General features: G+C 67.1%; 27 protein-coding genes. 5 read left to right on the top strand and 22 right to left on the bottom strand.

Annotated features, from left to right (window positions below):
- From OOT08_RS13470 to OOT08_RS13450, 5 genes are all read right to left on the bottom strand, one after another.
- Positions 1-833, bottom strand: an 833-nt coding sequence (locus tag OOT08_RS13470; protein ID WP_325093277.1) for a 4-(cytidine 5'-diphospho)-2-C-methyl-D-erythritol kinase, incomplete at its 3' end; no start/stop codon positions are given.
- Positions 834-912: 79 nt separating this feature from the next.
- A complete protein-coding gene (gene rsmA, locus OOT08_RS13465; protein ID WP_325093275.1) occupies positions 913-1,770 on the bottom strand; it encodes a 16S rRNA (adenine(1518)-N(6)/adenine(1519)-N(6))-dimethyltransferase RsmA in 858 nt (285 codons plus the stop codon).
- Complete coding sequence (locus tag OOT08_RS13460) at positions 1,767-2,681, bottom strand: TatD family hydrolase (protein ID WP_325093274.1); 915 nt, start codon at positions 2,679-2,681, stop codon at positions 1,767-1,769. The genes rsmA and OOT08_RS13460 overlap by 4 nt, the downstream gene beginning before the upstream one ends.
- A gap of 6 nt (positions 2,682-2,687) precedes the next feature.
- Positions 2,688-4,265: a methionine--tRNA ligase gene (gene metG, locus OOT08_RS13455; protein ID WP_325093273.1), complete on the bottom strand. Its 1,578-nt coding sequence runs from the start codon at positions 4,263-4,265 to the stop codon at positions 2,688-2,690.
- Positions 4,266-4,326: 61 nt separating this feature from the next.
- Positions 4,327-4,866 carry an OsmC family protein gene (locus OOT08_RS13450; RefSeq protein WP_325093271.1) on the bottom strand — a complete coding sequence of 180 codons (540 nt, stop codon included), beginning with the start codon at positions 4,864-4,866 and terminating at the stop codon, positions 4,327-4,329.
- Positions 4,867-5,085: 219 nt separating this feature from the next.
- On the opposite strand from OOT08_RS13450, the gene OOT08_RS13445 reads away from it, so the two are divergent.
- Positions 5,086-6,081 (top strand): asparaginase, encoded by a 996-nt coding sequence (locus OOT08_RS13445; RefSeq protein WP_325093269.1) that lies wholly within the window; start codon positions 5,086-5,088, stop codon positions 6,079-6,081.
- A 41-nt stretch (positions 6,082-6,122) separates the two neighbouring features.
- Here the strand turns inward: OOT08_RS13445 and OOT08_RS13440 are convergent, their stop codons facing one another.
- Genes OOT08_RS13440 through OOT08_RS13425 form a run of 4 tightly spaced genes read right to left on the bottom strand, consistent with a single transcriptional unit; the run spans position 6,123 to position 9,917 of the window.
- Positions 6,123-7,358, bottom strand: a complete 1,236-nt coding sequence (locus OOT08_RS13440) for a thiolase family protein (RefSeq protein WP_325093268.1) — start codon at positions 7,356-7,358, stop codon at positions 6,123-6,125.
- On the bottom strand, positions 7,355-7,897 hold the full coding sequence (locus OOT08_RS13435; RefSeq protein WP_325093267.1) for a MaoC/PaaZ C-terminal domain-containing protein: 543 nt from the start codon (positions 7,895-7,897) through the stop codon (positions 7,355-7,357). The genes OOT08_RS13440 and OOT08_RS13435 overlap by 4 nt, the downstream gene beginning before the upstream one ends.
- Positions 7,897-8,673 (bottom strand): SDR family oxidoreductase, encoded by a 777-nt coding sequence (locus tag OOT08_RS13430; protein ID WP_325093266.1) that lies wholly within the window; start codon positions 8,671-8,673, stop codon positions 7,897-7,899. The genes OOT08_RS13435 and OOT08_RS13430 overlap by 1 nt, the downstream gene beginning before the upstream one ends.
- A complete protein-coding gene (locus tag OOT08_RS13425; RefSeq protein WP_325093265.1) occupies positions 8,670-9,917 on the bottom strand; it encodes an acyl-CoA dehydrogenase family protein in 1,248 nt (415 codons plus the stop codon). Before OOT08_RS13425 ends, OOT08_RS13430 begins: the two co-directional genes overlap by 4 nt.
- Before the next feature lie 184 nt (positions 9,918-10,101).
- Here OOT08_RS13425 and OOT08_RS13420 point away from each other — a divergent pair, with 184 nt between their 5' ends.
- The 4 genes from OOT08_RS13420 to OOT08_RS13405 all read left to right on the top strand — a co-directional run bounded on the left by OOT08_RS13420 (position 10,102) and on the right by OOT08_RS13405 (position 15,617).
- Complete coding sequence (locus tag OOT08_RS13420) at positions 10,102-10,998, top strand: LysR family transcriptional regulator (protein ID WP_325093264.1); 897 nt, start codon at positions 10,102-10,104, stop codon at positions 10,996-10,998.
- Positions 10,999-11,145: 147 nt separating this feature from the next.
- The gene (locus OOT08_RS13415; RefSeq protein ID WP_325093263.1) at positions 11,146-13,038 is read left to right on the top strand and encodes an acyl-CoA dehydrogenase family protein; all 1,893 of its coding nucleotides are present in this window, start codon (positions 11,146-11,148) and stop codon (positions 13,036-13,038) included.
- On the top strand, positions 13,035-14,291 hold the full coding sequence (locus OOT08_RS13410; RefSeq protein ID WP_325093262.1) for a CaiB/BaiF CoA transferase family protein: 1,257 nt from the start codon (positions 13,035-13,037) through the stop codon (positions 14,289-14,291). The genes OOT08_RS13415 and OOT08_RS13410 overlap by 4 nt, the downstream gene beginning before the upstream one ends.
- Positions 14,292-14,318: 27 nt before the next feature.
- Positions 14,319-15,617, top strand: a complete 1,299-nt coding sequence (locus OOT08_RS13405) for an MFS transporter (protein WP_325093261.1) — start codon at positions 14,319-14,321, stop codon at positions 15,615-15,617.
- Between the two features lie 63 nt (positions 15,618-15,680).
- Here OOT08_RS13405 and OOT08_RS13400 read toward each other — a convergent pair whose 3' ends face one another.
- The 13 genes from OOT08_RS13400 to OOT08_RS13340 form a co-directional block, all read right to left on the bottom strand.
- On the bottom strand, positions 15,681-16,514 hold the full coding sequence (locus OOT08_RS13400) for a PP2C family protein-serine/threonine phosphatase (RefSeq protein WP_325093260.1): 834 nt from the start codon (positions 16,512-16,514) through the stop codon (positions 15,681-15,683).
- Positions 16,515-16,572: 58 nt separating this feature from the next.
- The gene (locus OOT08_RS13395) at positions 16,573-17,364 is read right to left on the bottom strand and encodes a YaaA family protein (RefSeq protein WP_325093259.1); all 792 of its coding nucleotides are present in this window, start codon (positions 17,362-17,364) and stop codon (positions 16,573-16,575) included.
- Between the two features lie 20 nt (positions 17,365-17,384).
- Positions 17,385-17,648: a F0F1 ATP synthase subunit epsilon gene (locus OOT08_RS13390; protein ID WP_325093258.1), complete on the bottom strand. Its 264-nt coding sequence runs from the start codon at positions 17,646-17,648 to the stop codon at positions 17,385-17,387.
- A gap of 2 nt (positions 17,649-17,650) precedes the next feature.
- Positions 17,651-19,114, bottom strand: coding sequence for a F0F1 ATP synthase subunit beta (gene atpD, locus OOT08_RS13385; RefSeq protein WP_325093257.1), 1,464 nt, complete (start codon positions 19,112-19,114; stop codon positions 17,651-17,653).
- A gap of 24 nt (positions 19,115-19,138) precedes the next feature.
- Positions 19,139-20,029 carry a F0F1 ATP synthase subunit gamma gene (locus OOT08_RS13380; protein ID WP_325093256.1) on the bottom strand — a complete coding sequence of 297 codons (891 nt, stop codon included), beginning with the start codon at positions 20,027-20,029 and terminating at the stop codon, positions 19,139-19,141.
- A gap of 90 nt (positions 20,030-20,119) precedes the next feature.
- On the bottom strand, positions 20,120-21,745 hold the full coding sequence (atpA, locus tag OOT08_RS13375) for a F0F1 ATP synthase subunit alpha (RefSeq protein WP_325093254.1): 1,626 nt from the start codon (positions 21,743-21,745) through the stop codon (positions 20,120-20,122).
- A 55-nt stretch (positions 21,746-21,800) separates the two neighbouring features.
- The gene (locus OOT08_RS13370) at positions 21,801-22,592 is read right to left on the bottom strand and encodes a F0F1 ATP synthase subunit delta (protein ID WP_325093253.1); all 792 of its coding nucleotides are present in this window, start codon (positions 22,590-22,592) and stop codon (positions 21,801-21,803) included.
- Entirely contained in the window at positions 22,592-23,140 is a 549-nt protein-coding gene (locus OOT08_RS13365) for a F0F1 ATP synthase subunit B (protein WP_325093251.1), read from the bottom strand. Before OOT08_RS13365 ends, OOT08_RS13370 begins: the two co-directional genes overlap by 1 nt.
- Before the next feature lie 37 nt (positions 23,141-23,177).
- Positions 23,178-23,402: an ATP synthase F0 subunit C gene (gene atpE, locus OOT08_RS13360; protein ID WP_325093250.1), complete on the bottom strand. Its 225-nt coding sequence runs from the start codon at positions 23,400-23,402 to the stop codon at positions 23,178-23,180.
- 56 nt (positions 23,403-23,458) lie between these two features.
- Entirely contained in the window at positions 23,459-24,262 is an 804-nt protein-coding gene (gene atpB, locus OOT08_RS13355; protein WP_325093247.1) for a F0F1 ATP synthase subunit A, read from the bottom strand.
- A 222-nt stretch (positions 24,263-24,484) separates the two neighbouring features.
- Positions 24,485-24,985, bottom strand: a complete 501-nt coding sequence (locus OOT08_RS13350) for a 3-oxoacyl-ACP reductase (protein WP_325093245.1) — start codon at positions 24,983-24,985, stop codon at positions 24,485-24,487.
- Between the two features lie 127 nt (positions 24,986-25,112).
- On the bottom strand, positions 25,113-26,267 hold the full coding sequence (locus OOT08_RS13345; protein ID WP_325093243.1) for an MraY family glycosyltransferase: 1,155 nt from the start codon (positions 26,265-26,267) through the stop codon (positions 25,113-25,115).
- Positions 26,252-26,935, bottom strand: a complete 684-nt coding sequence (locus tag OOT08_RS13340) for an L-threonylcarbamoyladenylate synthase (RefSeq protein WP_325093242.1) — start codon at positions 26,933-26,935, stop codon at positions 26,252-26,254. Before OOT08_RS13340 ends, OOT08_RS13345 begins: the two co-directional genes overlap by 16 nt.
- Positions 26,936-26,982: the final 47 nt, after the last annotated feature.

Raw genomic sequence — 26,982 nt, 5'->3', positions numbered from 1 at the left:
TCCTCCGCGAGGAAGGCGATCGTGGGACCGGAGCCGGAGACGATCCCGGCGAGCGCGCCCAGGCGCTCCCCGAGTTCCAGGACGTCGACGAGGGCCGGGGCGAGCTTCAGTGCGGCGACCTGCAGGTCGTTCAGCATGGCCTCGGCGAGCAGCTGCGGGTCGCAGGAGCGGACCGCCTGGAGCACCGCGGAGTCCACGGCGGGCTCCGCTGGCGCGGGGTTCATCCGGTGCAGCGGGTCCTCGCGGTGTAGATCCAGCTCGCGGTAGACGACGGGCGTGCTCAGGCCGTGCTCCGACAGCGCGAGCACCCAGTGGAAGGTGCCGGTGCTGAGCGCCTGGCTCAGCTCGTCGCCGCGCCCGGTGCCGACCGCGGTGCCGCCCTTAAGGGCGAAGGGAACGTCCGCGCCCAGGACCGCGGCGAGCTCGTGGAGGCGTTCCCGCCCCACGTTCGTGTTCCAGAGCGCATCGCAGGCGATGAGGGTCGCCGCGGCATCGGCGGAGCCGCCGCCCATGCCACCGGCGATGGGCACCTGCTTCGTGATGGTCAGCCGGACCCCGCCCGGGTACCCGGTCTCCTCGGCGAGCAGGCGGGCGGCCTGGATCGCGAGATTCCGGCCGTCAACCGGGAGCCCGCTGCCGTCGATTGGCCCGGCAAAGCTGACCGAGAAGGTGTCCGCGTGCTCGGCCCGGACCTCCTCGACGAGCGAGACGGCCTGATAAAGCGAGGCCACCCGGTGGTAGCCATCCGGTTCCAGGGCCCCGACCCGGAAGAAAATGTTGATCTTTCCGGGCGCGCGAGCGACCACGGCTTCGGAATTCTCCCTTTCGGTCATGACAACAATCTATCCCAGTTCACCCGGGCCGATTTGCCATGCGCCCCGGGCCGCGGAGCGACACGCGGGGACCGGGCGATTAGGCCTCGGCGCCGGGCGCCTGCCGGGCGATGGCGAGGAAGTCGGTCACCGAAAGCTGCTCGGCGCGGAGCTGGGAATCGATCCCCGCCGCGTCCAACACCGCGACCGTCTCGGCAAGGCTGCCGAGCACGGGCTGCAGGGATTGCCGGAGCATCTTGCGGCGCTGGGCGAAGCCCGCGTTCGCGAGCGCGAAGGTCCGCTGCCGCTCGGCCTCGGTGCCGGGCAGTTCGTCCGCCCGTTCGAAGCCGATCAGCACGGAGTCCACGTTCGGCACCGGCCAAAAGATCTGGCGGCTGACCTGACCGGCCAAGCGCCACGAGCCGTACCAGGCGGCCTTCACGCTCGGGGAGCCGTAGACCTTCGACCCCGGCCCGGCGATCACGCGGTGGCCGACCTCGGCCTGCACCATGACGACCCCGGAGGAAAGCGTCGGGAAGCGCTCCAGCAGGTGGAGCAGGATCGGCACCGAGACGTTATAGGGCAGGTTCGCGACGAGGACCTCGGGCTCCGCGGGGAGCTCCGTCACCTCGAGCGCGTCGCTCAGCACGACCCGCAGGGTGGCCTCCGGCTGCAACTGGGCGACGGTCTTTGGCAGCTGCTCGGCGAGACGCGGGTCGATCTCGATTGCCGTGACCTTCGCGCCGGTCTCGGTCAGCCCGAGGGTGAGCGATCCCAGTCCGGGCCCGACCTCGACGACCTCGCTCCCGGCGGTGACCCCGGCGGTGCGGACGATGCGGCGCACCGTATTCGCGTCGATGACAAAGTTCTGACCGAGCTTCTTCGTCGGAGTGACCCCGATCAGCTCCGCCAGGTCTCGGATTTCCGCGGGCCCGAGCAGCCCGCCCTCGGCGCTCACGCGACACCCACCGCATCGGCGGCACCGGTGTCGGTGTCCCAGGAGCCGTACACGGCCTCGGTGTTTCGCGCAATCGCCGCGGCCAGCTCGTCCTCGGGAATCTCCAGGGTCTCGGCCATCAGCCGGAGCGTGTGCGGCACCAGATAGGGGGCGTTGGGACGACCGCGGAAGGGGGCCGGGGTCAGGAACGGGGCATCGGTCTCCAGCAGGATCCGATCGCGCGGGGCAACCCGGAGCGCGTCGCGGAGGCCGCCCGCGTTTTTAAAGGTCACCGTGCCCGCGAAGGACAGGTACCAGCCGTGCTCCGCGCAGATCTCGGCGAGCGCTGTGTCCCCGGAGAAACAGTGGAAAACGGTCCGCTCGGGCGCGCCCACCCGGAGCAGGGTCTCCACGACCGCGTCGTGGGCGTCCCGGTCGTGGATTTGCAGGGCGATCCCGTGCTCCTTGGCGATCTCGATGTGCGTCTCGAAGGATTCCAGCTGGGCGTCCCGGCCGTCCTCCCCGGTGCGGAAAAAGTCGAGCCCGGTCTCGCCGACCGCGCGAACCCGCGGCTGGGCCGCGAGCCGGGCGATCTCGGAGAGGTGTTCCCCGAGCAGCCCGCGATCCGCGAGGCGCGGGGCCTCGTTCGGGTGCAGGGCGACCGCGGCGAGGACCCGGGGGTCCCGGGCCGCGAGCTCGGCGGACCAGCGGCTGGTCTCCAGATCGGTGCCGACCTGGACCACGCCGCGCACGCCGACCGACGCCGCGAGGTCGAGGCTCTCCTCCGGGGTCATCGGCGTGAGGCCGTCCTCAAACTCCAGGTGGGTGTGGTTGTCGTACACCGGGACGCGCAGCGGCTCCGGGGCGGGGGGCCGCTCCAGGTTCCGCTCGGGATGCGCCTCCCGTTTCCGGACGGGTTCCGTCGCTGACATTCGGGCCTATTCCGCCGTTTCGATTCGGGGGAAGAGCGCGTCGAGCTGCCCCAGCTTGGTCCCGGCGGGCAGCAGCCCCCAGGCACCGGCCTCGCGCAGGTTCTGCGCGCGCAGCTCGCCGAGCGCGACATCCGCGCCGAGGGCAACCCAGAGCTTCTGCGTGGCCTCGGTGAGCACGGGCGACAACAGCACGGCGAGGGCGCGCAGGCCCTCGGTTGCGGTGGCGAGCACCGTGCCGAGCCGGGCCCGGGTCTCCTCGCTCTTCGCGAGCACCCAGGGCTCCTGGTCCGTGATGTAGCCGTTCAGCGCATCCACGATCTCCCAGATCGAGGCCAGCGCCTCGTGCACGGCGAGGCGCTCCATCTGCTCGTCCGCGGCGACCGCGGCGCGGGCCACGAGCTCGCGGATCGCGGCGTCCGCCTCCGTCTCCTCGGCGGCGGCCGGCACGACCCCGTCGAAGTACTTCACGTTCATCGCGAGCACGCGGCTCGCGAGGTTCCCGAAGCCGTTGGCCAGCTCCGCCTGGTAGCGGCTCGCCAGGTCCTCCCAGCTGAAGGAGCCGTCGTGGCCGAAGCTCACGGCGCGCGAGAAGTAGTAGCGGAACGCGTCGGAGCCGAAGACGTCCGTGATCTCGTTCGGGGCGATGCCCGTGAGCTTGGACTTGCTCATCTTCTCGCCGCCGACGAGCAGCCAGCCGTGCGCGAAGACCTGCTTGGGCACCTCGATGCCCGCGGCCATGAGCATTGCGGGCCAGATCACCGCGTGGAAGCGGAGGATGTCCTTGCCCACGACGTGGGTCGCGGGCCAGCGCTCGTCGAACTTCGCCTCGTCGGAGCCGTAGCCCGCGGCCGTGATGTAGTTGAGCAGCGCGTCAAACCAGACATAGGTGACGTGGCTGGAGTCCCACGGGATCGGGATGCCCCAGTCGAAGGAGCTCCGCGAGATCGAGAGGTCGTCGAGTCCCTGCTGCACGAAGGCGATGACCTCGTTGCGCGCGCTCGGGGGCTGGACGAAGTCGGGGCGCTCCTCGTAGAGGGCGAGCAGCCGGTCCTGGAAGGCGCTCATCCGGAAGAAGTAGTTCTTCTCCTGGAGCAGCTCCAGCGGCTTGGAGTGGATGATGCAGACCTTTTCGCCCTCGAAGGCACCGGTGCCGTCGACGATCTCGCTCTTGGGCTTGAACTCCTCACAGCCGACGCAGTAGAGGGCCTCGAACTCGCCGTCGTAGACGTGCCCGTCGTCGTAGAGCTTCTGCAGGAACTTCTGCACGTTCTCCTCGTGACGGGGCTCCGTGGTGCGGATGAAGTCGTCGTTCGAGATGTCGATGGTTTCGAGCAGGGGCAGCCACGCGCTCTTCACGAGCTGGTCCGCCCACTCCTTCGGGGTCACCCCGTTCGCGGTCGCGGTGCGGAGGATCTTCTGACCGTGCTCATCGGTGCCGGTGAGGAACCAGGTGTCGTCGCCGGACTGCCGGTGCCAGCGCGCGAGCACATCGGCTGCGACCTGGGTGTAGGCGTGACCGATGTGCGGGACATCGTTGACGTAGAAGATCGGGGTGGTAATCGAAAAAGACGAGGGCGTAGCCATAGTGACCATCCTAAAGGTTCCCCACCGGGAAATTCCCTCTATGACGGGCGAGCGGGTGCGCTCAGCTCCCGCTGAGATCCGCCTCCGGCTCCCGAGCTTCGCCCGCGCCGCGTTCGGGGATCGGCGGCCGGGGCCGCGCGACCCGCACGAGCGGTCGGTGCGCGATCGGAAAGTTCACGGAGTTCGCGATGAAGCAGTGTTCCGCCGCCTCCGCGTGCGCGTCGATTGCCTCCCCGATCATCCACTCCTCGGCAACGGTCACCACGGGGCGCAGCGTGGCCTCGCGGAAGCTCCCGCCCAGCCCCCGCTGCACGAGCACCCCGCTCGCCTGGTCCTCGTAGGCCGTGACGATGATGCTGCGCTTGACCGCGACGTGCAGATAGGACAGCATGTGGCATTGGCTGATGGCCCCGAGCAGCATTTCCTCGGGGTTCCACCGTTCCCGGTCGCCGTGAAAGGTCCGATCGGCGGAGCCCGCGATCAGGTGTTTTCCGGCGGCGAAAACGGTGTGCTGGCGGCTGTATTCGCGATAGCCGCTGGTTCCGGTGCCCAGGTTCCCCTGCCACTCAACCCGGACGGCGTAGTCGTGTTCAGCGTTCATGCGGCACACCCTAGCAACGCTCGCTGAGAGGACGCGCACGGTTTCTCGACCGTGCCGCGGGGCCGGTTCGCCCCCCGCGGGGCCGCGGGATTGGCGGCGAATTCCCGGGTAGGCTCGGCGTATGAGCGAGAACTCCGAGCCCCAGACTCCCGTCGGCGCGCACCCGGCCCCGACAGCAACCCGCAACCGCGTCGCGAGCGCCCTCGCGAGCGTGCGCGCATGAGCCGGGGCACCGCCACCGTCAGCCAGGCGGTCGAGCTCGCCACCGTGTCGAGAAACGGCTTCGTCGAGTCCCGGCACGCGGGCTCCGCGGTCGTCCTGAGCTCGGACGGCGAGGTGATTCGGGAGCTCGGCGCTCCGGAGGAGATCATCTTCACCCGCTCCGCGCTGAAGCCGCTGCAGTCCCTCGCGATGCAGACGAACGGTCTGGTGCTCGGCGACACCGAGGAGATCGCGATCTCCCTCGCCAGCCACACCGGCACCCCCGGGCACATCGCCATCGTGGAGCGGATGCTCTCCTCGGGCGGCCTCGTCGAGGATCAGCTGCTCTGCCCCGCCGACTGGCCGATGGATCAGGTCCCCCGCGACGCGGTCATCGCGGCGGGTGGGACGCGCCGCCGGGCCGCGATGTGCTGCTCCGGCAAGCACGCCGCGATGCTCCTGACGTGCGTCGCGAACGACTGGTCCATCGACGACTACACGAACCCCGAGCACCCGCTCCAGCAGGCGATCCGCGACACCGTGCAGCGCTTCACCGGGGAGCGGCCGGCCCCCATCGGCGTCGACGGCTGCGGGGCGCCTGTGCTCGGGCTGAGCCTCACGGGCCTTGCCCGCGGCGTCCGCCGCATTGCGACCTCGGAGCTGTCCTCGCCCTTCCCCCTGCACCGGACGGCGGCCACCATCATCGCCGCGGCCCGCCAGCACCCCTGGGTCGTCGAGGGACCGGGACGCACCGACACGATCGTCTCCGAGCAGCTCGGGGTCTTCGCGAAGTTCGGCGCGGAGGGCATCAGCGTCATGACGGCCCCGAACGGCGTCACGGTCGCCGTGAAGGTGCTCGACGGCGCGAGCCGCGCGGCCTCGATCGCCGCGCTGGAACTGCTCGTCCAGGCCGAGGCGCTCGACCGCGCCGCGGTCGAGCAGCTCCTCCCCAGCCTGCGCACCACGGTGCTCGGCGGCGGCGCCCCCGTCGGCGAGATCCGCGCCTCTTTCTAGCGGTCCCGCTCGTCGTTGCCCCCGCCGATCGGTGCGGGGGCTCACCCGCCGACCCGTTCGAGGATCAGGGCCGTCCCCTGCCCGACCCCGACGCACATCGTGGCCAGGCCGTAGCGTTGCCGCTCACGCTCCAAGCGCCCCAGCAGGGTCACCACGATTCGGGAGCCGCTTGAGCCAAGCGGGTGCCCCAACGCGATGGCGCCGCCGAGCGCGTTCACCCGCCCCGGGTCCAGGCCCAGCTCGCGGAGGCAGGCGAGGGACTGGGTGGCGAAGGCCTCGTTCAGCTCCACCGCGCCCAGGTCGGCAACCGTGAGCCCGGCCCGCTCCAGCGCGAGTCGCGTGGCCGGGATGGGGCCGAGACCCATCGTCTCCGGCGCGACGCCGACGGAGGCCTGGGCCAGGACCCGGGCGCGCGGCTGCAGCCCGTGTCGCAGCACCGCGGCGCCGCTGACCACGAGCAGGGCGGAGGCCCCGTCGTTGAGCGGGCTCGAATTGCCCGCGGTCACGACGCCCCCGCCCGGCACGATGGCGGGCAGCGCGGCGAGCGCCTCCGGTGTCGTCCCGGGCCGGGGAGCCTCGTCGACGGCGACGACCCCGTGCGCCGTCGGCACGGGCACCGTCTCCGCGGCAAAGACCCCGGCATCGAGGGCCCGCCCGGCGCGGCGCTGGGATTCGAGCGCATACGCGTCCGCGTCGGCTCGCGTGATCCCGCGCACCCGGGCGACCTCCTCGGCGGTCTCCGGCATGCTGAACGTCGTCTTGCCGCGGGCCGTGAGCTTGGGGTTCGTGAATCGCCACCCGATTGCCGAGTCCGCGATCTCCCCGGGCCGGGCAAAGGCCCGGGGCGGTTTCTCCTGCACCCAGGGGGCCCGGCTCATGGATTCGACCCCGCCCGCGAGCACGGCTCCGGCGTCGCCGGCCCGAATCATCTGGGCGGCGAGGATCACCGCGGACAGCCCCGAGGCGCAGAGCCGGTTCACGGTGATCGCGGGGATGCGCTCGGGGAGCCCGGCGAGGAGGACGGCCATCCGGGCCACGTTTCGGTTGTCCTCTCCCGCCTGGTTCGCGGTGCCCAGGATCACCTCGTCCAGATGCTCGGGGTCGAGCCCGCTGCGCGCGAGGGCCTCCCCGAGGACGAGCGCCGCGAGGTCATCCGGCCGGACGCCGGAGAGCGCGCCGCCGTATCGGCCCACCGGGGTTCGCACCCCGCCGACGAGGTAGGCGGCCGCCGGATCGATCCCGCCGGGGGTGGCTCCGGAGATGGCTCCGGGGGTCACGGTGCGCTCCTGATGCTGTTGCCGGGGTTGCCGGGGATTGGGGGGCCGCCCGGAGGGTGTTCGGGGCCGGACTCGGTCCCCGCGGCCGGGATGAGCAGGGTCACCGTGGTCACCACGGCGAGGGTCTCCCCGGACTCGGCGAGGCGCAGCGTGTGCTCGCAGCTCAGCCGCTGCCCCTCGGGGCGCTCCGTGAGCGCGCCGAGAACGATGTCGTCATAGAAGCGTTCCCCGGTGCGCAGCGCTCGCACGAAACGGACCCGGTCGAGCCCCAGATTGATTGCCGTCCCGCGCTCTTGCAAGGCCAAGACCGGGGCCGAGAGCGCCGGGATGAGCGCGAGAATCAGGTAGCCGTGCGCGACCGGGGCCCCGTAGGGACCGGCCGCCGCGCGAACGGGATCCGTGTGCAGCCATTGCCGGTCCCCCGTCAGCTCCGCAAAGCGATCGATCTGCGCCTGCGAAAACGCGTACGCTGCCGAGCGTCCCAGGGTGGTGCCGACCTGCTCCGGCCGAAAGCCTCCAGAGAACTGCGCGGCGGTCATCAGCGTGCACCGCCGTTCAAATAGAGGGTCTGACCGTTAATGTATGACGCATCATCCGAGGCCAAGAACAGGATCGCCGCCGCGATCTCTTCCGGCTCGGCGACCCGACCCAGAGGAATCCGAGCCGCGGCATCGGCCCGATACTCCTCCGGCGACCGGCCAGTCCGAGATGCGGTCGCATCCGTCATTCCCGTACGGACGAACCCGGGAGCTACGGCGTTGACGGTGATATTGAAGGGTCCGAGTTCAAGCGCCAGGGTCGCGGTGAATCCCTGAACCCCGGCCTTCGCCGCGGCGTAGTTCGCCTGCCCCCGGTTCCCGAGCGCAGAGCGGCTCGAAACATTCACGATCCGCCCGCTCCCCTGTGCCACCATCGTCCGTTGGACAGCCCGGGAGCACAGGAACATGCTTGTCAGGTTGGTGTCGAGCACCCTGCCCCAATCGGCCAGCGTCATCCGGAAGATGAGGTTATCCCGGGTGATCCCGGCGTTATTGACGAGAATGTCTATCCCGCCCTCTGCAGAGACAAATCCCGCCACCGCGGTCTCGACCGCATCCTCATCGGTGACGTCGACGGCGAGCGCCCGCGCGCTTCCCCCTCGCTCACTGACGAACGCTGACGCTGCGATTTGCCGAGCGGCGTGTTCGGCGTCCGGTCCGCGGACGTCGAGCACCCCGACGCTGGCTCCTTCTTCGGCCAGCCGTTGGGCAGTCGCGAACCCGATCCCACCCGCTGCGCCGGTGACGATGGCCCGGCGCCCCGCAAAGCGGGTCACGAGGCAGGGCCGTTCGCAGGCGTCGCAGAATCCGAGCTTCGCCTCCTGCGGTGACGGCTGAACGCCGAGATTCCGGTGAGGTGTCTGCCGATGAGCAAGGTCTGGATTGACTCCGTGCCTTCGTAGGTGTGGTTAATTTCGCTGTCCGTGAGATGCCGAGCGACGTGTCGTTCGAGGAGAATCCCGTTTCCGGCGAGCAGGTCCCTGGCGGCACGACAGACTTCCCGAGAGGCGTTCGCGGTGTGCATCTTCAGCAAGGAGGTCATCGGCCCGGTCGCTTCGCCTCGCTCAGCGAGCTCGGTGATGCGGAAGCAGAGTGCGTACATCGATGTGATTCGGGTCAGCATCTGCACAAGCTGTTGCTGCACGAGTTGATAGCTGGCGATCGGAGCACCGAACTGTTCCCGCTCGGTCGCGTATTCCAGGGCTATTTCGAACGCGGCCGTTGCATGCCCGAGCGCAGACCACCCAACGTTCAGTCGTGTGCGATCCAGTGCTCGGACGACGTCGCTGAAGTCGTGGGACCCCGATAAGAGCTGGTCTTCTGGGATGAACAGGTCGGTGAGCACCAGATCCGCCTGTTCCACGGCGCGTTTCCCAATTTTTCCGGTGATCGGCGTCGCATGGTAGCCCTCTGGGTAGTCCTGACCGGGTTCACGGGTCATGACAAAGGCTTTGATGTGCTCGTCTGCTCGATCTCTTGCCCAGATGATAACGACGTCAGCCGTCGCTCCGTTCCCGATCCAGCGTTTTCGCCCGTTGAGCACGTAGCCGGAACCGCGTTTCTCGGCATACGTCTCCAGCGCTACTGCGTCTGAGCCGTGCTCCGGTTCGGTCAGGGCGAAAGCACCGGTCTGTTCGAGGCGGGACATACGGGGCAGCCACCGCTGCTGCTGGGCTTCGGACCCCAGGTCGTGGATCGTCCCCATCGTGAGCCCCGAGTGCACCGCCAGGAACGTGTTGAGAGAGCCGTCCCCTCGGGAGAGCTCAAACGCCGTGAGCCCTTGCTCCCGCAGGGTCATGCCCGGGGCTTCATACCCGTTGATGGTGGTCCCGACGATGCCCAGTTCCCGAATCGCCGGAAGGAGTTCCCGGGGAAACTCGGCCCGTTCCCATGCCTCGTTGATCACGGGCAGCACCCGTTCGTTGACAAAAGCGCGGATTTTGCTGCTCAATGCGTGCTCTTGGGGGGTGAGTTTCTCACGCATCAGAAAGAAATCGCTGGGGTCGTTGGCGTGGGTCATGAGACGCTCGTTTCTCCGGGCGGCTTCGTCGTCCGCTCGGTTGCTTTGGGGGTCTCCCCAGGATGGGCCCGAGCCGAAGTCCTGCCAATACAGAAGAAACATGACATGATTCGTCGAAGGCATCATCGTCAGCCTGGGGGCCATATCGGGGCGGAGCACAGCAGTGTTCCGTGAGGAGGCACTCGTGGAGTTCTCACACATTGTGGCGTTTCTCACCCTGTCGGAAGAGCTCCACTTCGGTCGAGCAGCGCAACGGCTGTTTACGTCCCAGCCCACGCTCAGCCGTGCGATCAGTCGTCTGGAACAGGAACTCGGTGTTCGGCTCTTCGACCGGACGAATCGGAATGTTGCGCTGACCGCCGCAGGGCTCGCGTTCCTGCGCCCCGCAACCGAGATTCGAGAGGCGCACGAACGAGCGGTCTCGAGCGTGACCCCGGCTGCGGTCGGGGTCGGGGGTACCGTTCGGCTCGCGTTCACGGGACCCTCCTCGTATCGCTTGGTGAGCCGTCTCACCGCGATCGTCGCTCGACGATTCCCCCAGGTGACCCTGGAGCTTGTCGGAGCCAGTTTCGCCGGTGAGGGCCTGCACCGCTTAGTCGATCAGAACGTCGATGCGGCTCTGGGACGTTGGACCACGGTGCCAGATCATCTGTCACGGAAGCCGCTCTCGAAAGAAGGATTCGTTCTGGCGGTGCCGAGTACGCACCCCCTCGCTGAGCGAACGAGCATCAGCTTCGAGGAGGTTCTGGACGAGCATTTTGTTGGGCTGATTGAGCGTCGTCCCTCGGTCCTCCGACAGCGCCTCGAAGAGCTCAGCGAACGGTACCGGGCACCGCTCGACATCCAGTGGTCCGCCCCCGACAGCTGGACCGCGCTCGCGCTCGTCGGCTCTGGGATTGGCGTCACCTTCACCCTGACCTCGGTGCGGGACAACACGAATACCCCCGGAGTACGTTTCCTGGAGCTCGAGGACCGGCTAGACCCGACCTGGCTGAGCCTGGCCTGGCCGACGCGCATTGAGAACCCAGCGCTCCTCTCGGTCCTCCGCTGCACCGAAGAGCCCGATTTCATCGACGGCTAAGCAGCTCCAGGTCTTCATCGGGCCTCGGGTCCCGGTGCAATACCTGAATCTTCAGTATGCGAGCAACGCATCATCCGGGCTGCTCAATGTTGACAGGATGAGCCCACACGGACCGCCCCCGCTCCGTGCTCCCCGTGAAAGGACCCCATGTCTGCAGTCAGTCCCAGTCCCCTGCGCAACGCAGCGCCGCTCCCACCCGAAATGACGATGCCAGATACCCGTGGCGTGAACTTCTACGAGATCGACGACGATCTCAAACGCCTGCTGCGGGCAACGCTCACCGCGGCAGAGTTTGCCCAGGCCGAACCCCATCTTCACGAGCTCGGCTCACTGGTCGGTGGCCGGCTCGATGAGCTGTCTCGCTCGAGTGACCGTCACCCCCCGGAGTTGCGAGGAACTGACCAGCGCGGCGTCCTCATCAACGCGGTCGATGCGCACCCCGATACCGTGGAGCTGACGCGAATCGGGGTTGAGCAATTCGCCCTGGTGGCGATGTCGCACCGGCCCGTCCTCGGATTCAGCGCACCACTGTCGCACACGCTGAAGTATGCCTTCTGGTATCTCTTCGTCCAGGGGGAGTTTTCCCTGGCCTGCCCCATGAGCATGACCGACGCGGCTGTCCGCGTGCTGCGGCGATACGCCAGCCAGGAACTCAACGATGCCTATGTCGCTCCGATGCTTCGCACCGATGCTGGGTATCAATCCGGGGCGCAATTTATGACGGAAAAGCAGGGCGGCTCCGATGTCGGCGCGAACCTGCTCCGTGCTGAGCCAGTCGAAAACGGCTGGCGGCTCTGGGGAGACAAGTGGTTCTGCTCGAACGTCTCGGCAGATGTTGCGCTTGTCCTCGCCCGCCCTGACGGAGCCGCACCGGGGACCGCTGGTCTCGCCATGTTTCTGATGCCCCGCGTCCTCCCTGACGGATCCATGAATCACTTCCGTGTCACTCGGTTGAAAGACAAGCTGGGCACCCGGGGACTGGCCTCGGGCGAGATCGTTTTCGAGGGCGCAGTCGGCTACCCGGTCGGAGCGCTTGACGACGGTTTCCGGCAAATGATGTCGATGGTGAACGCTTCCCGCCTCTCCAATGCGGTCCGGTCAAGTGCGTTAATGCGACGCAGTCTCGTCGAGGCAACCACAGCGGCAAACGGGCGGGACGCTTTCGGTGGACCGCTCGCAGAGAAACCACTGATGCGAGACACCCTTTTCCGGATGCTCGTTGAGACGGAAGCAGCCGCGGTCATGGTATTCCACACCGCCGGGATTTACGAGCGGGCCGACGCCGCCGTCGCGGAGGCAGCCGCACACAGTGAGCTTCCGAGTACGGCGAGCGTGCCACCCGACGCAGACTCTCGGTTGCTCCGCCTCCTCACTCCCCTGGTGAAGGGAGTGGTGTGTAAACGCGCCCGGCAGGTCGTTGCGGAGGGGATGGAGGCCCGAGGCGGCAACGGATACATTGACGAATGGGTGGACGGCAAGTTGCTCCGCGACGCCCAGTTGGGCTCCATCTGGGAGGGCACGACCAGCATTGTTGCGCTCGACGTGCAGCGGGCCCTCCTGCGCAACCGCGCAGGAGCACCGTTTTTCACAGACATCAGAGCACGGCTCGACCGAGTGAGCGCCCATCCCGAGCTCGGTGCGCTTTCGTCAGCGCTGTCCACGTGGGCTCGTGAGCTTGAAGAGGCCGTCTCCGAGTTGCCCGAGTTGCCAGAGCAATCCCGAGAGCTCGGAGCGATTACCCTGATGAACCGCATGTACGATCTCTGCGCAGCCAGCCTGCTCCTCGCTCAGGCGGAGGCTCAGATTCGCGATTCGCGTGATTACCGGAAGGTTGCGGTGTTACTCGGGTTCCTCGGGGTGCACCGTCCCGCGCTGAGTCCCCCAGGCGCAGAACCGTCCAGTGTGCTTCTGGGCGGGGCCGCTCTCGAAATTCTCGGCTCCGGACACGTGTCCCTGGCAGCGGTCCGTCCCAGCCTAGAGGGAATCCGGCCGGAGTCTGCCCGACCGGGAACTCCCGAGCGCGCGGCGGGCCCGCAGTGACCGCGGCGCCCACGGCCGGGGCGCTCAACGGTCTTCGCGTCTTGGACCTCAGCCGCGTCGTCGCCGGGCCCCTGTGTGCCAGTCTGCTCGGTGACCTCGGTGCGGACGTCATCAAGGTTGAGGGGCCGAGGAACCCTGACGAATCGCGAAGCTGGTTTCCACCCGATGTCGAGCAGATCAGTGTGTACTTCGCGACCGTCAACCGAAGTAAACGGGCGATCACCGTCGACCTTGCGAGCGAAGCCGGGCGAGACATCATCCGGAACCTCGTTCGTGTCAGCGATGTTGTGATCGAGAACTTCACCACCGGAACCTTGGCACGCATGGGTCTCGACTATGAGTCACTGAGCCAGATCAACCCGAGAATCGTCCTCTGCTCGATCACGGGCTTTGGCCAGTCGGGACCCTACCGTCACCTTCCCGGATACGACTTCGTTGCTCAGGCGATGAGCGGTTTCGTCAGCCAGAACGGTGCCCCCGGAGAGGAAGCGACAAAGGCACCGATCGCACTCGCGGATATGCTGACCGGGTTACACGCGATGATCAGCGTGCTCGCCGCCCTGCAGTCCCGAGCAGTCACGGGGGTCGGCCAACACTGCGATCTTTCACTGCTCGATTCGATGACGTTCTCGCTCCTCAATCTCGGCACCACGTTCCTCAACACCGGGGCGACGCCCCCTCGGTACGGCAACCAGCATCAAACCCTGGTGCCCTATCAGCCGTTCAGCACGGCAGACCAGGATGTCGTGATCGCGGTCGGGAACAACGCACAATTCGGCCAGCTGTGTACCCTGCTCGGCATTCCCGAGCTCACGACAGACCCGAGATACGCCGAGGTGACCGCGCGCATTCTGAACCGCGACTCTCTCGTGCCCATCGTCCAGCGCGTCGTCCTCGGGTGGAACGCCGCGGACCTCATTCGCGAGTTGCGGGCGCACCGTGTGCCCTGCGGCCCAGTCAATACTGTTGCCCAGCTGTTTGACGACCCGCACGTCCGTGCCAGAGGGGCCGTGCAGACCGTGGCTCACCCCACGGCAGGGGCATTGCACCTGCTCGCTGCCCCGTTCGGGCTGCTCGGAACACCAACCGAGGTCAGCCATGCCCCACCGCTGTTCTCCGAGCACACCGACGAGGTGCTCACCGAACTCGGGTATTCAGCCGAGCGCAGAGCCGTCCTCCGTGAGCAGGGCGTCGTCGCTCCGCCCACCCCGGCGCGGTTTCCCGCACCTCCCAGTTCATCCACTGATGTGTGACGAGGAGATCTCGTGAAGAAAAAGCTGTTGCGCCCCAAGACTATTTGGATCGCCGTCTTCGTCTCCTGTTTCCTGGGGTTGTACGTCGATGGATTCGATCTCCAGGTCCTGTCCCTCACGCTGCCCAGCCTCCGCGAGGAGTGGGGTCTCAGCAACACCCAAGCGGGGCTGCTCGGCACCGCTTCGCTCGCAGGAATGGGCGTCGGGGGGATCTTCGGAGGCTGGCTCGCAGACCGCTACGGAAGAGTCCGGATGGCGGCACTGATGATTGTGCTGTTCTCCGTTGGGTCGTTCCTGCTCGGCTTCACCCAAGACCCCTGGCAGTTTATGGTGGTGCGTTTTCTCACCGGGCTCGGGCTGGGAGCCGAATACACCATCTGCATGATGCTGATGGCGGAGTACACGAAGGCCAAACGCAGAGGGCTCACGATGGGGGTCCTGATGACTTCCTACTCGCTGGGGTATCTCACCGCCGCGCTGCTCTCCGGGGCCATTATCCCCCTTCACGGCTGGCGATGGATGTATTGGATCGCGATCGTTCCCGTCATTCTTGCGATCTTTATCCGCAGGTACATTCCAGAACCGCCTGGCTGGCAAGAACGCCGCGCACGCGTGCTCAGCGACGAGTGGAACGCCGCTTCCAGAAATCAGTGGCGTCACATCTGGCAGAACCGGGTGGCCCGGAAACTGTTCCTGCTCTGGACCGCGGCCTCCATCTGTCTGCAGTTTGGCTACTACGGTGTCAATACCTGGCTCCCCTCCTATGTCGCCGGGGATCTCGGCGTTGATTTCTCGGCGATGACGGCCTACGTAGCGGGCACCTACGGGGCGGGGATGCTCAGTCGGTTGCTCGGCGGATGGCTCGCTGATCGCTGGGGACGGCGCATGGTGTTCTCCGTCGGGTCGCTCGTCACCGCGGCGCTGCTCCCGGTGATCTACGTCTACCAAAACCCGCAAAATATCGTGTTCTTCTTGCTCATCCTCGGGTTCATGTACGGCTGGCCCTACGCGGTCAACGGAGCGTATATGAGCGAGAGCTTCCCCACAGAATTTCGGGGGACGGCAACCGGCCTCGCCTATAACCTCGGTCGCATCGGGGCGCTGCTCGCGCCGTTGACCATCGGAATCATTGCCGACTCCTTCAGCGTCGGCTTGGGCATGGCCGTGCTCGGAATCGGGTATGCGTTGGCAGCAGCCATCACATTCTTCTTCATCCGCGATCGGCTCTACGATCCCGCGCGGGCCGAAACAGATCAGATCCAGCAGCAAATCGCCCTCGACAGCGGTACGCGGCCAAGACGCATCCGGAATCGTCCGGGTGAGTGAGGGGTGAGACCCCGGGCTCGTTCGAGGACTCGCGTACGCGGAGCCTGGAACGAGCCCGTCGCGTTAGAGGATCTCGGCGGTGTCGAAGAGCATCTCGCTCGTGTCGCGGGAGCCGCCGACCGCGTGCACGTCGATCACGACGACCGTGACGTTGTCGCGGCCCGAGTTTTGCAGGGCGCGGGAGACGAGCGTGCGCGCGGCCTCCTCGGCGGTCTTCGTCTCCGCGAGGAAGTGCTGGATGCCGAGCTCCGTGAGCTCCTTCGTGAGGCCGTCCGAGCAGAGCAGCAGGCGCTGCCCGGGCACGAGGGCGAGGCCGACGTAGTCGGGGATCGGGGCCTCGTTAAAGCCCACCGCGCGGGTGATCACGTTCGCGTGCGGGTGCACCTCGGCCTCCTGCTCCGTGATTGCCCCGGAGTCGATGAGGTGCTGCACCACCGAGTGGTCCACGGTGATCTGGCTGAGCGCGCCCTTGAAGAACTGGTACACCCGGGAGTCGCCGATGTTGAAGCACTGCCAGATGATGTCGCCGTCCACCTCGCCGAGGGCGAGCCCGGTCACGGTGGTGCCCGCGCCCAGCTCGGTCTCCCCCGCGTTCAGCTCGATGTCGTCCACGGCGTCCGCGAGGGCCCCGTCGATGTCCTGCTGGGTGACGAGGCGGTCGCCGCCGAGCTCGGCCAGGCGGCGCACCACGGCGGCCGAGGCGATCTCGCCCGCGGAGTGCCCTCCCATGCCGTCGGCGACGGCGAAGATCGGCGGGGTCACCACAAAGCTGTCCTGGTTGTTTTCCCGCCGGTTGCCGACATCGGTCAGGGCGAACCACGAGAGCTCAACCTCGAGCTCTCGTCCCCCGGGGAGGCGCAGGGATCGCCTCGTGGCGTTCTCGCCGTGCGTCGTCATTCCAGCCTCACCTCAGTCGTCCTCACAAAGCGTAGCGCGCCGGGCCCGCTCGCGGCAGTCATCCGAGCGGATCCGCGGAAATCTCGATGTCGATTCCCGCCTCGGTGTGTGCAACGCCGTGGCCGCGGGCCTCGGCCCAGCCCAGAAAGTCCGTGAGGCTGCTCAGCTCTGGCCGGTCCAGGGCCAGCTCGCGCACGAGGCGGCCCTTCCCGGCCTTGTTAAAGTGGTTCAGGGGGCGCAGCACGCCGTCCGCATCGCGGCCGACGACGTTCAGGAACGCGGCCTCGTCGCCGAGCGTTCCGGGGTGCAGCGCGACGTAGTCCTTGGAGCGCAGGTCGAGGACGGGGCCGGAAGCAGACAGGCCCGGGGCGTCGAGGGCCGCGTGCGCGGCCTTCCAGTGCGCCTTGAGCGACACGGCACGCCCGTTCGGGGCCGTGAGCCCGGGGAGCCTCGAGGAGGCCGAGAGTCGGTAGGCGGGGATCTCGTCGAGCGCGCCGATCAGGCCGAAGACCGCCGACTGGATGAGCAAACGCTCCCCCAGCCAGGCACGGGCCTGGGCGTCGAGCGAGCCCGCGTCGATGGCGTCGTAGAGCACCCCGGTGTAGCGGTCGAGCGCCGGCAAGGTCCCGGAGGAGCGCAGCTGCCGGTTCCGGTCAATTTCCCCGCGCAGGCTCGGCCCCAGCTTCAGCGCCTGGGCGGCGGCGGCCGCATCGGCCGAGAGCGCCACGAGGGCGTCGATGACGGCCGCTCGGGCGGCGCCAAGTTCCGGATGAGCAAGTGTTTCCGGGGAGAACGCGACGCTGCCGCCGCCCGGTCGTTTGGACTCGGACGGCGGCAGCAGCACGCGCATGAGGGCGATGATTCTTGTCGTTACGCGACGAGCGCGGCGCGACCGGCAACGACCTGAACGGCGTTGCTGTCCACGGAGAAGAATCCGTCCTCTGCGTCAACGGTGATCTTCTCACCGGTCGGCGTGGTCACGCGGACCTCGCCGGTGGCGAGGAGTGCGAGCATCGGCTCGTGGCCGGGCAGCACACCAATCTCGCCCTCGACCGTTCTGGCGACGACCATCGATGCTTCGCCGGTCCACACCTCACGATCGGCAGAGACGACGCTGACGTTGAGTACAGCCATGATTAGCCGTTCTCCTTCTGGATCTGTGCCCACTTCTCTTCGACGTCGGAGATGCCACCGACGTTGAAGAATGCCTGCTCGGCGACGTGGTCGAACTCGCCCTTTGCGATCGCGTCGAAGGACTCGACGGTCTCCTTCAGCGGCACCGTGGAGCCCTCGACACCGGTGAACTTCTTCGCCATGTAGGTGTTCTGGGACAGGAACTGCTGGATGCGGCGTGCGCGCGATACCGTGATCTTGTCCTCTTCGGAGAGCTCGTCAACACCGAGGATCGCGATGATCTCCTGGAGTTCCTTGTTCTTCTGGAGGATCTGCTTGACCGTGGTGGCAACGCGGTAGTGGTCGGCGCCCAAGTAACGGGGGTCGAGGATACGCGAGGTCGAGGTCAGCGGGTCCACGGCGGGGTAGAGACCCTGCGACGCGATCTCACGCGACAGCTCCGTGGTGGCGTCGAGGTGGGCGAAGGTGGTCGCCGGGGCCGGGTCGGTGTAGTCATCGGCGGGCACGTAGATGGCCTGCAGGGACGTGATCGAGTGGCCACGGGTCGAGGTGATGCGCTCCTGGAGCACACCCATCTCGTCGGCAAGGTTCGGCTGGTAACCCACGGCGGAGGGCATGCGGCCCAGCAGCGTGGAGACCTCGGAACCGGCCTGGGTGAAGCGGAAGATGTTGTCGATGAAGAGCAGCACGTCCTGCTTCTGCACGTCACGGAAGTACTCGGCCATCGTCAGGGCCGAGAGCGCGACGCGCAGACGCGTCCCGGGCGGCTCGTCCATCTGGCCGAAGACGAGGGCGGTCTTGTCGAAGACGCCAGCCTCTTCCATCTCGTGGATCAGGTCGTTGCCCTCACGGGTGCGCTCGCCAACACCGGCGAACACGGACACACCACCGTGGTCCTGGGCCACACGCTGGATCATCTCCTGGATGAGGACGGTCTTACCGACACCGGCACCACCGAAGAGACCAATCTTTCCACCCTGGACGTAGGGGGTCAGCAGGTCGATGACCTTGATGCCGGTCTCGAAGAGCTCGGTCTTGGACTCAAGCTGGTCGAAGGCCGGGGGCGTGCGGTGGATGGACCAGCGCTCGTTGACCTCGATCTGCTCGCCCTTGGGGAGGTTCAGCACATCGCCGGTCACGTTGAAGACCTTGCCCTTGGTGATGTCACCGACGGGCACGGTGATGGACTCACCGGTGTCAACGACCTCCTGGCCGCGGACGAGACCGTCGGTCGGCTTCAGGGCGATCGCGCGGACCAGGTTGTCGCCGAGGTGCTGGGCAACCTCGAGGACCAGCTTCATGGGCTCAGAGCCGTCGCCGAAGTCGACGGTGGTCTGCAGCGCGTTGTAGACGCCGGGAATCGCGTCGTGGGGGAACTCAATGTCGACGACGGGGCCGGTGACGCGGGCGATACGCCCAACGACCTTCTGGCCGGCCGCGGTCGCCGGAGTGGCGGTTTCGGTCATAGTTCTCTCTTTTCTGGGCCGTGGCTAGTTGGCCAGCGCGTCAGCGCCGCCAACAATCTCGGAAATCTGCTGGGTAATCTCGGACTGACGGGCGTTGTTCGCGAGGCGGGTGTAGTCCCGGATCAGCGTGTCCGCGTTGTCGCTCGCGGACTTCATCGCCTTCTGCGTCGCCGCGTGCTTCGCCGCAGCAGACTCGAGCATTGCGTTGAAAATGCGCGACTCGATGTAGACCGGCAGCAGCCGGTCGAGGACGGTCTCGGCGTCGGGCTCGAAAGCGTAGAGCGGGTCGAGGGTGACCTCGGTCTCCGCCTCACCCTCAACGACCTCGAGCGGGAGCAGCCGCGTCACGACGGGCACCTGGCTGACCATGCTGACGAGGCGGTTGTAGACGAGGTGAATCTCGTCAACGCCGCCCTCGGCCGCGTCCGTGTTGAACGCGGTGAGCAGTGCCTGGCTGACCTCTTTGGCGGTCTCGAACTCGGGGTTCTCGGTGCCACCGATCCAGGTGCGCTCGGAGGAGCGGTTCCGGAAGGTGAAGTAGCCCTGTGCCTTGCGGCCGATCAGGTAGTACGACACCTGCTTGCCCTCGGAGCGCAGCAGCTCGGAGAGCTCCTCGGCTTCCCGGAGCACCTGCGAGTTGAACGCGCCGGCGAGGCCGCGGTCCGAGGTGTAGATGACGACCGCTGCGCGCTCGATGGTCTCCGGCTCGGTCGTGAGCGGGTGAGCCGTGTCCGAGTTGTTTGCGACGGCCGACACCGCACGGGTGATGGCCCGGGCGTAGGGCGTCGATGCTTCGACGCGTGCCTTCGCCTTCTGAATGCGAGAGGCCGCGATCAGCTCCATCGCACGCGTGATCTTCTTGGTCGTTTTGGCAGAGCTAATTTTCTGCCGGTAGACCCGAAGTTGCGCTCCCATGTCTCTCCTGTGTCCTAGATGTGAGTCGTGATGGTCGGTGCCAGAGGTGGCGGTGTGGTGGGGCGGCCGAGGGCCGCCCCACCGGTGCCGCTACTTCTTCTTGACGACAATCTGCTCCTGGTTGATCTCTTCCTCGGGCAGCTTGTCGAACTGCTCGGCAAGGGACTTGCCCTCGGAGGTGCGGAACTCCTTCTTGAAGACCTCGATGGTCTTCACGAGCTCCGCCACAACGTCGTCGCTGAGGAGGTTGGTGTCGCGCAGGGTGTTGAGCGCCTCGGAGTTGCGGCCCAGGTAGTCGAGGTACTCGCGCTCGAAGCGGAGAATGTCGACCACGGGGACGTCGTCCAGGTAGCCCTTGGTGCCGGCCCAGATGGACACGGTCTGCTCCTCGACGGGGAACGGCGAGTACTGGGGCTGCTTGAGCAGCTCCGTCAGACGCGCGCCGCGCTCCAGCTGGCGACGGCTGGCCGCGTCCAGGTCGGAAGCGAACATTGCGAAGGCCTCGAGCGAGCGGTACTGAGCCAGCTCGAGCTTCAGGGTCCCGGAGACCTTCTTGATCGACTTGACCTGAGCGTCACCGCCGACTCGCGACACCGAGATACCCACGTCGACCGCGGGACGCTGGTTGGCGTTGAAGAGGTCGGACTGCAGGAAGATCTGGCCGTCGGTGATCGAGATCACGTTGGTCGGAATGTACGCCGAGACGTCGTTGGCCTTGGTCTCGATGATGGGCAGGCCCGTCATCGAACCGGCGCCGAGCTCGTCGGACAGCTTCGCGCAACGCTCCAGCAGGCGGGAGTGCAAGTAGAAGACGTCACCGGGGTATGCCTCGCGCCCCGGGGGACGACGCAGCAGCAGCGACACGGCACGGTAGGCCTCAGCCTGCTTCGACAGGTCATCGAAGATGATGAGGACGTGCTTGCCGCCGTACATCCAGTGCTGACCGATCGCGGAACCCGTGTAGGGGGCGAGGTACTTGAAGCCGGCGGGGTCGGAGGCGGGGGAAGCCACGATGGTCGTGTACTCCATCGCGCCAGCGTCCTCGAGGGCACCCTTCACCGAAGCGATGGTGGAGCCCTTCTGGCCGATGGCGACGTAGATGCAGCGCACCTGCTTGTTGACGTCGCCGGACTCCCAGTTGGCCTTCTGGTTGATGATCGTGTCGATCGCCAGGGCGGTCTTCCCGGTCTGGCGGTCACCGATGATGAGCTGACGCTGGCCACGGCCAACGGGGATCATCGCGTCGATGGCCTTCATGCCGGTCTGCAGCGGCTCGTGCACGGACTTGCGGTCCATGACGCCGGGGGCCTGCAGCTCGAGGGCGCGGCGACCCTCGGAAGCGATCTCGCCGAGGCCGTCGATCGGGGTACCCAGCGGGTTCACCACGCGGCCCAGGTAGGCGTCGCCAACCGGAACGGACAGCACCTCACCCGTGCGGGTGACTTCCTGGCCCTCTTCGATGCCGGTGAACTCGCCAAGGACGACGACACCGATCTCGTTCTCGTCGAGGTTCTGGGCCAGGCCCAGGGTGCCGTCAGCGAAGCGAACGAGCTCGTTCGCCATCACGCCGGGGAGACCCTCGACGTGTGCAATGCCGTCGGCGGCGTCAACGACGTAGCCAACCTCGGTCTTGGACGCCTTGCCGGGCTCGTAGGAGGCCGCAAAGTCTTTCAGCGCGTCGCGGATCTCGTCCGGGCTGATTGAGAGTTCTGCCATGAGTTTTCCTCTGTCTGTTTCGGAGGCGGCGGCCTCCGAGGTGGAGTGGGGTTCGCTAGCTCGCGAGTTGCTGTCGAAGGTCGTTCAGTCGAGCGGACACGCTGCCGTCGATGACGTTGTCACCGATACGCACGTGCATCCCGCCGAGGAGGGCGGGGTCGACCACGAAGGTGAGCTTGACGGGGCGTCCGACGGTTGCGCTCAGCGTTGCGCTGAGTCGCTCCTGACGGGCGGCGTCGAGCGGCGCGGAGACGGTCACGGTCGCGAGCGACTTCCCGGCCTGGTCTGCGACCAGTTCGGCAGCGTTCGTCAGCAGCGCACCGATCCGGCGGCCGCGGGCGTTCCGCACGATGTGCGCAACGATCCGGGCGGCGGGCTCGGAAATCTTGCTTCCGAAAACGCGCTCGGCCAGGGCAACCTTGGCATCCGCGTCGCCGAGCTTCGAGCCCAGCGTCAGCTCCAGCTCGTGGTTTCCGCCGATGAGGACGTTGACCGCGAGCAGTTCGTCGTCGAGCGAGTCGGATCCGGCGGCGTGGGCCTCGGCACGGATGCCGAGCTCCTCGATACCGGTCACGAGCTCGTCGGCGTTGGACCAGCGCGCCTGCGCGACGCCTGCCAGCAGCTGCTGCGTCGCCGGGGTGAACCCGCCGAACAGTTTGCCGATCAGGGCCCGCTTGGGCTCGGCCTCGACCGCGGGATCCACGATCGCGGCACGAAGGCCCGGAGCATCCGCGATAACCGCGGAGGCGTTCAGCAACTCAGTTCCCACCTGTGCGGTGGCCTGGGCACCGAGGGCCGCGAGGGCCTTCGTTGACTGTGCCAGCGCTTCGCGCGACGCACTCCCCATTACTTCGCTGCCTTCTCGGATTCCTCGAGCTCAGCGAGGAACCGGTCCACCAGAGCGGTAGCCTTTGCGTCGTCAGAGAGGGACTCCCCAATGACACCAGAGGCCAGGTCGATCGCGAGCGAGCCGACCTCCTTGCGGAGGGAGACCACGGCGCTCTGCCGCTCAGCCTCGATCTGCGTCTGAGCCGACTGGGCGATGCGCGCGGCCTCAACCACGGCGTCGTCCTTGGCCTTGCCGACGATCTTGGAGGCGTCGAGACGAGCGCTCTCGCGAATCTCGCCAGCTTCCTGGCGGGCGCTCGCGAGCTGGGCGGTGTATTCCTGCAGAGCTGCCTCTGCCTTTGCCTGGGCCTCATCGGCCTTGGCGATATTGCCCTCGATCGCTTCGGCGCGTGCGTCAAGCATCACCTGCACCTTTGGGAGGAAGACCTTCCAGAACGCGACGAGGATAATGAGGAACGCGATCGCCGACCAGACGATATCGTACGTCGCCGGGAGCAGCGGGTTCTGCGTCGTGCTCTCTGCAGCGGACAGTACTGCGTAATTCATCTTGCCTCCCTTTCGAGACTAGTGAAAGGTGACTGGATTAGACGAAGATGAAGTACGTGGCAACACCGATGAGCGCGAGCATCTCGGTGAAGGCGATACCGATCCACATCATGCCCTGGAGCTTGCCGGCCAGCTCGGGCTGGCGGGCGGTGCTTTCGATGGTCTTGCCGACGACGATGGCAACGCCGATGGCGGGGCCAATCGCTGCGAGGCCGTAGCCGACGGTTGCGATGTTGCCGGAGATAGCAGCGAGAACAGACACGGTATGTGTTTCCTTCCGTAGCTGGGCGAGGCGGGAGCCGCGCCCAAGGGGTTTATTTAGTGCTCGTCAGCCAGCGCGAGCTGAATGTAGAGCGAGGTGAGCAAAGTAAAGACGTAGGCCTGGAGGCCCGACACGAACAGCTCGAAGAGGGTGAACGCGAAGCCACCCGCGAAGGTCGCGGCGCCGAGCGCGGGGAAGATCCCGCCCGCCTCAAGGATGAAGAAGTTCGTCGCGGCCCAGAGCAGCACGAGGATCATGTGCCCCACGAGCATGTTCATGAGCAGTCGCAGCGCGAGGGTGATCGGCCGCATGACAAACGTCGAGAGGAACTCGACGGGGGTCACGAGCAGGTACATGGGCCACGGCACCCCGGCGGGGAACAGCGAGTTCTTGAGGAACTTGCCCGGGTGCTTCTTGATGCCCGCGTAGATGAACGACACGTAGGCAACGACAGCCATGACGATCGGGAATCCGACGACCGAGGACACGGCGATGTTCATCCCGGGGATGATGCCCGTGATGTTGAACACGAAGACGAGGAAGAACACCGTCATCAGCAGCGGCTGGAAACGACGACCGTCCTTTACGCCCAGCTGGTCCTCGATTGCGTTCTTGCGCACGAAGTCGAGCGCGAACTCGAAGACACCCTGCCAGCGGCCGGGGATGACGCGCATCTTGCGGGTTCCCAGCCAGAACATCAGCAGGAGCAGGGCGACCATGACCATGCGAATGATCATGATGCGGTTCATCTCGAACGGCGTTCCCTCGAAGAAGATCGCCGGCGGGAAGAAGTCGTCGAGGGTTGGGCCGTGGAATCCGCCCTCATCGGTGCGGACAAGTCCGGGGGCAACGAGTTGCATAGCGTTAGCGAACAGGCCAGTCTCCTGATTCGGGGCACGGCTTTCGCCGCACGGCTTCGAACGATGGTTGTTCCCCTCGCAGGCGGGCACTCAGAAATAGCGCCACATTGCTGGGAACAGACTTATCCTAACAAGGTTTCACTCCGAGCGAAACTCGGGACCCCCCTGTCAGGGCGTGGATTTTGGCCCCTGCTGGGAATTTGCCCCCCAGAGGTCCTTGAATTAGGGCAGCTCCGTGTCGTATGGTACGCGAGCTTTTGCGACAATCACCACGTCGATGATGATCGAGACGAGGATGGTTGCCACGAGCGAGATGAACAGGATCTTCGGGTCCAGCCAGGGCTGATCGCGCAGGAGCAGGGCCGCGACCACAAAGCCGACGAGCTTCAACACCCACGTGCCGAGGACGATTCCCATAAACACCTGCAGGTACATCGGGTGGCGCACGAAGCGGTTCCCAAACGCGATGCTGCCCACGGTGGCGAGGAGCATCGCCCCGCCGATCGCCGCCCCGATGAGGCCGCCCAGGAGACCTCGGCTGTCGCTCACGAGGAACCCAATCACGGCGAAGACGATCATGGCCGCGACGGTCGCGATGATGCCCCAGCGGACCCCGCGCATCAGCATCGGCTGAGACGAGGGCATCGGGTAGTCACCGGCGCCGGAGTTCGTCGGCTCGACCCCGGAGGGGTGTGGCGAATCGGGCTGCACGGGAGTGCTCACTCGGAGGTCCTTTCGGTTGGCACACCTGCGGGGCAGCGGGCGCGTCAGAGGCGTCGACGGGTGCGCCCGCCGATCTAACAGTATCAAGCGGTCGTGCGTGCATCCTGCACGCGGCCGCGCGCCCGCGCTAGTCGGCCGGGGGCAGGGCGGGCTCGGGGTCTGCCGCCTCGCGGAGCGCCGCACGCCGCGCGCGGATCGGCGCGATGGGGATCACGGTGGCGAGCACGCAGAGCAGGGCCCCCACGGAGATGATGAGCACGGGAATCTGGAAGGAGTCGAGGACGAAGATGAGCAGGCAACCGACGGAGATCGTCGCCGTCCACAGGTAAAAGATCGTGACGGCCTGCACGTGTGAGTGCCCCATGTCGAGCAGGCGGTGGTGCAGGTGCTTGCGGTCGGCGGAGAACGGGCTCTTGCCCGCCTGCACCCGGCGGATGACGGCGAGGGTGAAGTCGGCGAGCGGCACCACGAGCACCGCGATCGGCAGAATGATCGGGATGTAGCTCGCGATGACCATCTTCTGGTCGAGGGTGCCGGGGCTCAGCTGGCCGGTGACCGAGATCGTGGAGGTCGCCATGAGCAGGCCGATCAGCATAGAGCCGGTGTCGCCCATGAAGAGCTTGGCGCGGTGCCAGTTCCAGGGCAGGAACCCCGCGCACAGGCCGATGAGCACGGCGGCGATCAGGCTGGCGAGCGAGACCTGGTTCAGCGGGCCCGACTGCGAGGAGAGGATCAGGGTGTAGCCGAAGAACACGAGGTTCGCGATGAGGGCGACGCCGGCGACGAGGCCGTCGAGGCCGTCGATGAAGTTCATCGCGTTCATGACGAGGGTGATCACGAGCACCGTGAGCACAAAGTTCACGACGGGCGAGCCCACGATGAGGGTGTCACCGAAGGGCAGGGACACGATCTGGACGCCCTGCCAGGCGAGCAGGCCCGCGGCGAGCAGCTGTGCGGCGAGCTTCACCATCCAGTCCAGGTCGAGGATGTCGTCGAGCACCCCCACGATCACGATGAGGGTGCACGCGCCGAGGATCGCCCAGATCTGCGCGCCGTTCGAGAACGCCGGGGCGAGGCCGCCCTGGAGGCTCGCGACGAAGAAGGCGGCGAGCAGGCCGAGGAACATCGCGATGCCGCCGAGCCGGGGCGTCGGCGTGGCGTGCACATCGCGGTCGCGCAGCTCGGGGGCAAGGCGGAAGCGGTTGCTCAGCCAGATGACCAGCCGACACGCGACGAAGGTGACCAGCGCGGCGACCGCCGCGACGATCAGGGTTTCGGCCACGGACCCTCCTCCACGGTGATCTGGGGCAGGAGCGAGCGGATCTGCTCGGCGCTCACGCCGCCCGGGCGAAGGACGCGGATCGTGCCCCCGGCCTCGGTGACGCTGCGGGCGTCGATGATCGTGGACGAGGCCCCGTCGGCGGAGGACTCCCCCGCGTCGAGGTACACGGACACGGCGTCGCCGAGCATGCCCTGCGCGTCGCCCGCGTTCGTGGCGGCGGGCTGGCCGGTGAGGTTCGCGGAGGACACCGCGAGCGGGCCGGTCTCGCGGAGCAGCTCCAGGGTGAGGTCGTGGGCGGGCATCCGGAGGGCGACGGTGCCGCCCGTGTCCCCGAGGTCCCAGCTCAGCGAGGGCTGCGCGGGCAGGATCACGGTGAGGGGGCCGGGCCAGAAGCGCTCAACGAGGGCGAGCACGGGGCCGGGAACGGCGGCGGCGAGGGCCGAGAGGGTCTGCAGGTTCGGGACCAGCACGGGGGGCGGGGACTGCCGGCCGCGGCCCTTCGCGGCGAGCAGGCGCGCGACGGCCGCCGGGTTGAAGGCGTCGGCGGCGACCCCGTAGACGGTGTCTGTGGGCACGACCGCCAGCTCGCCCCGCCCCAGGGCGGTCCGGGCCTCGCGGGTCCCGGTCAGCAGCTGGGCGGTGTCGGAGCAGTCGTATACGTGAGCCATGGTCCCCTATTCTACGCCCGCTCACCTGGGACGGGCCGCTTGCCTGG

The sequence above is a fragment of the Leucobacter sp. M11 genome (assembly GCF_035726885.1).
Lineage (GTDB): Bacteria > Actinomycetota > Actinomycetes > Actinomycetales > Microbacteriaceae > JAPFRB01.
The sequence above is the reverse complement of the archived record's forward strand: the minus strand, read 5'-3'. Positions and strand labels throughout refer to the sequence as shown.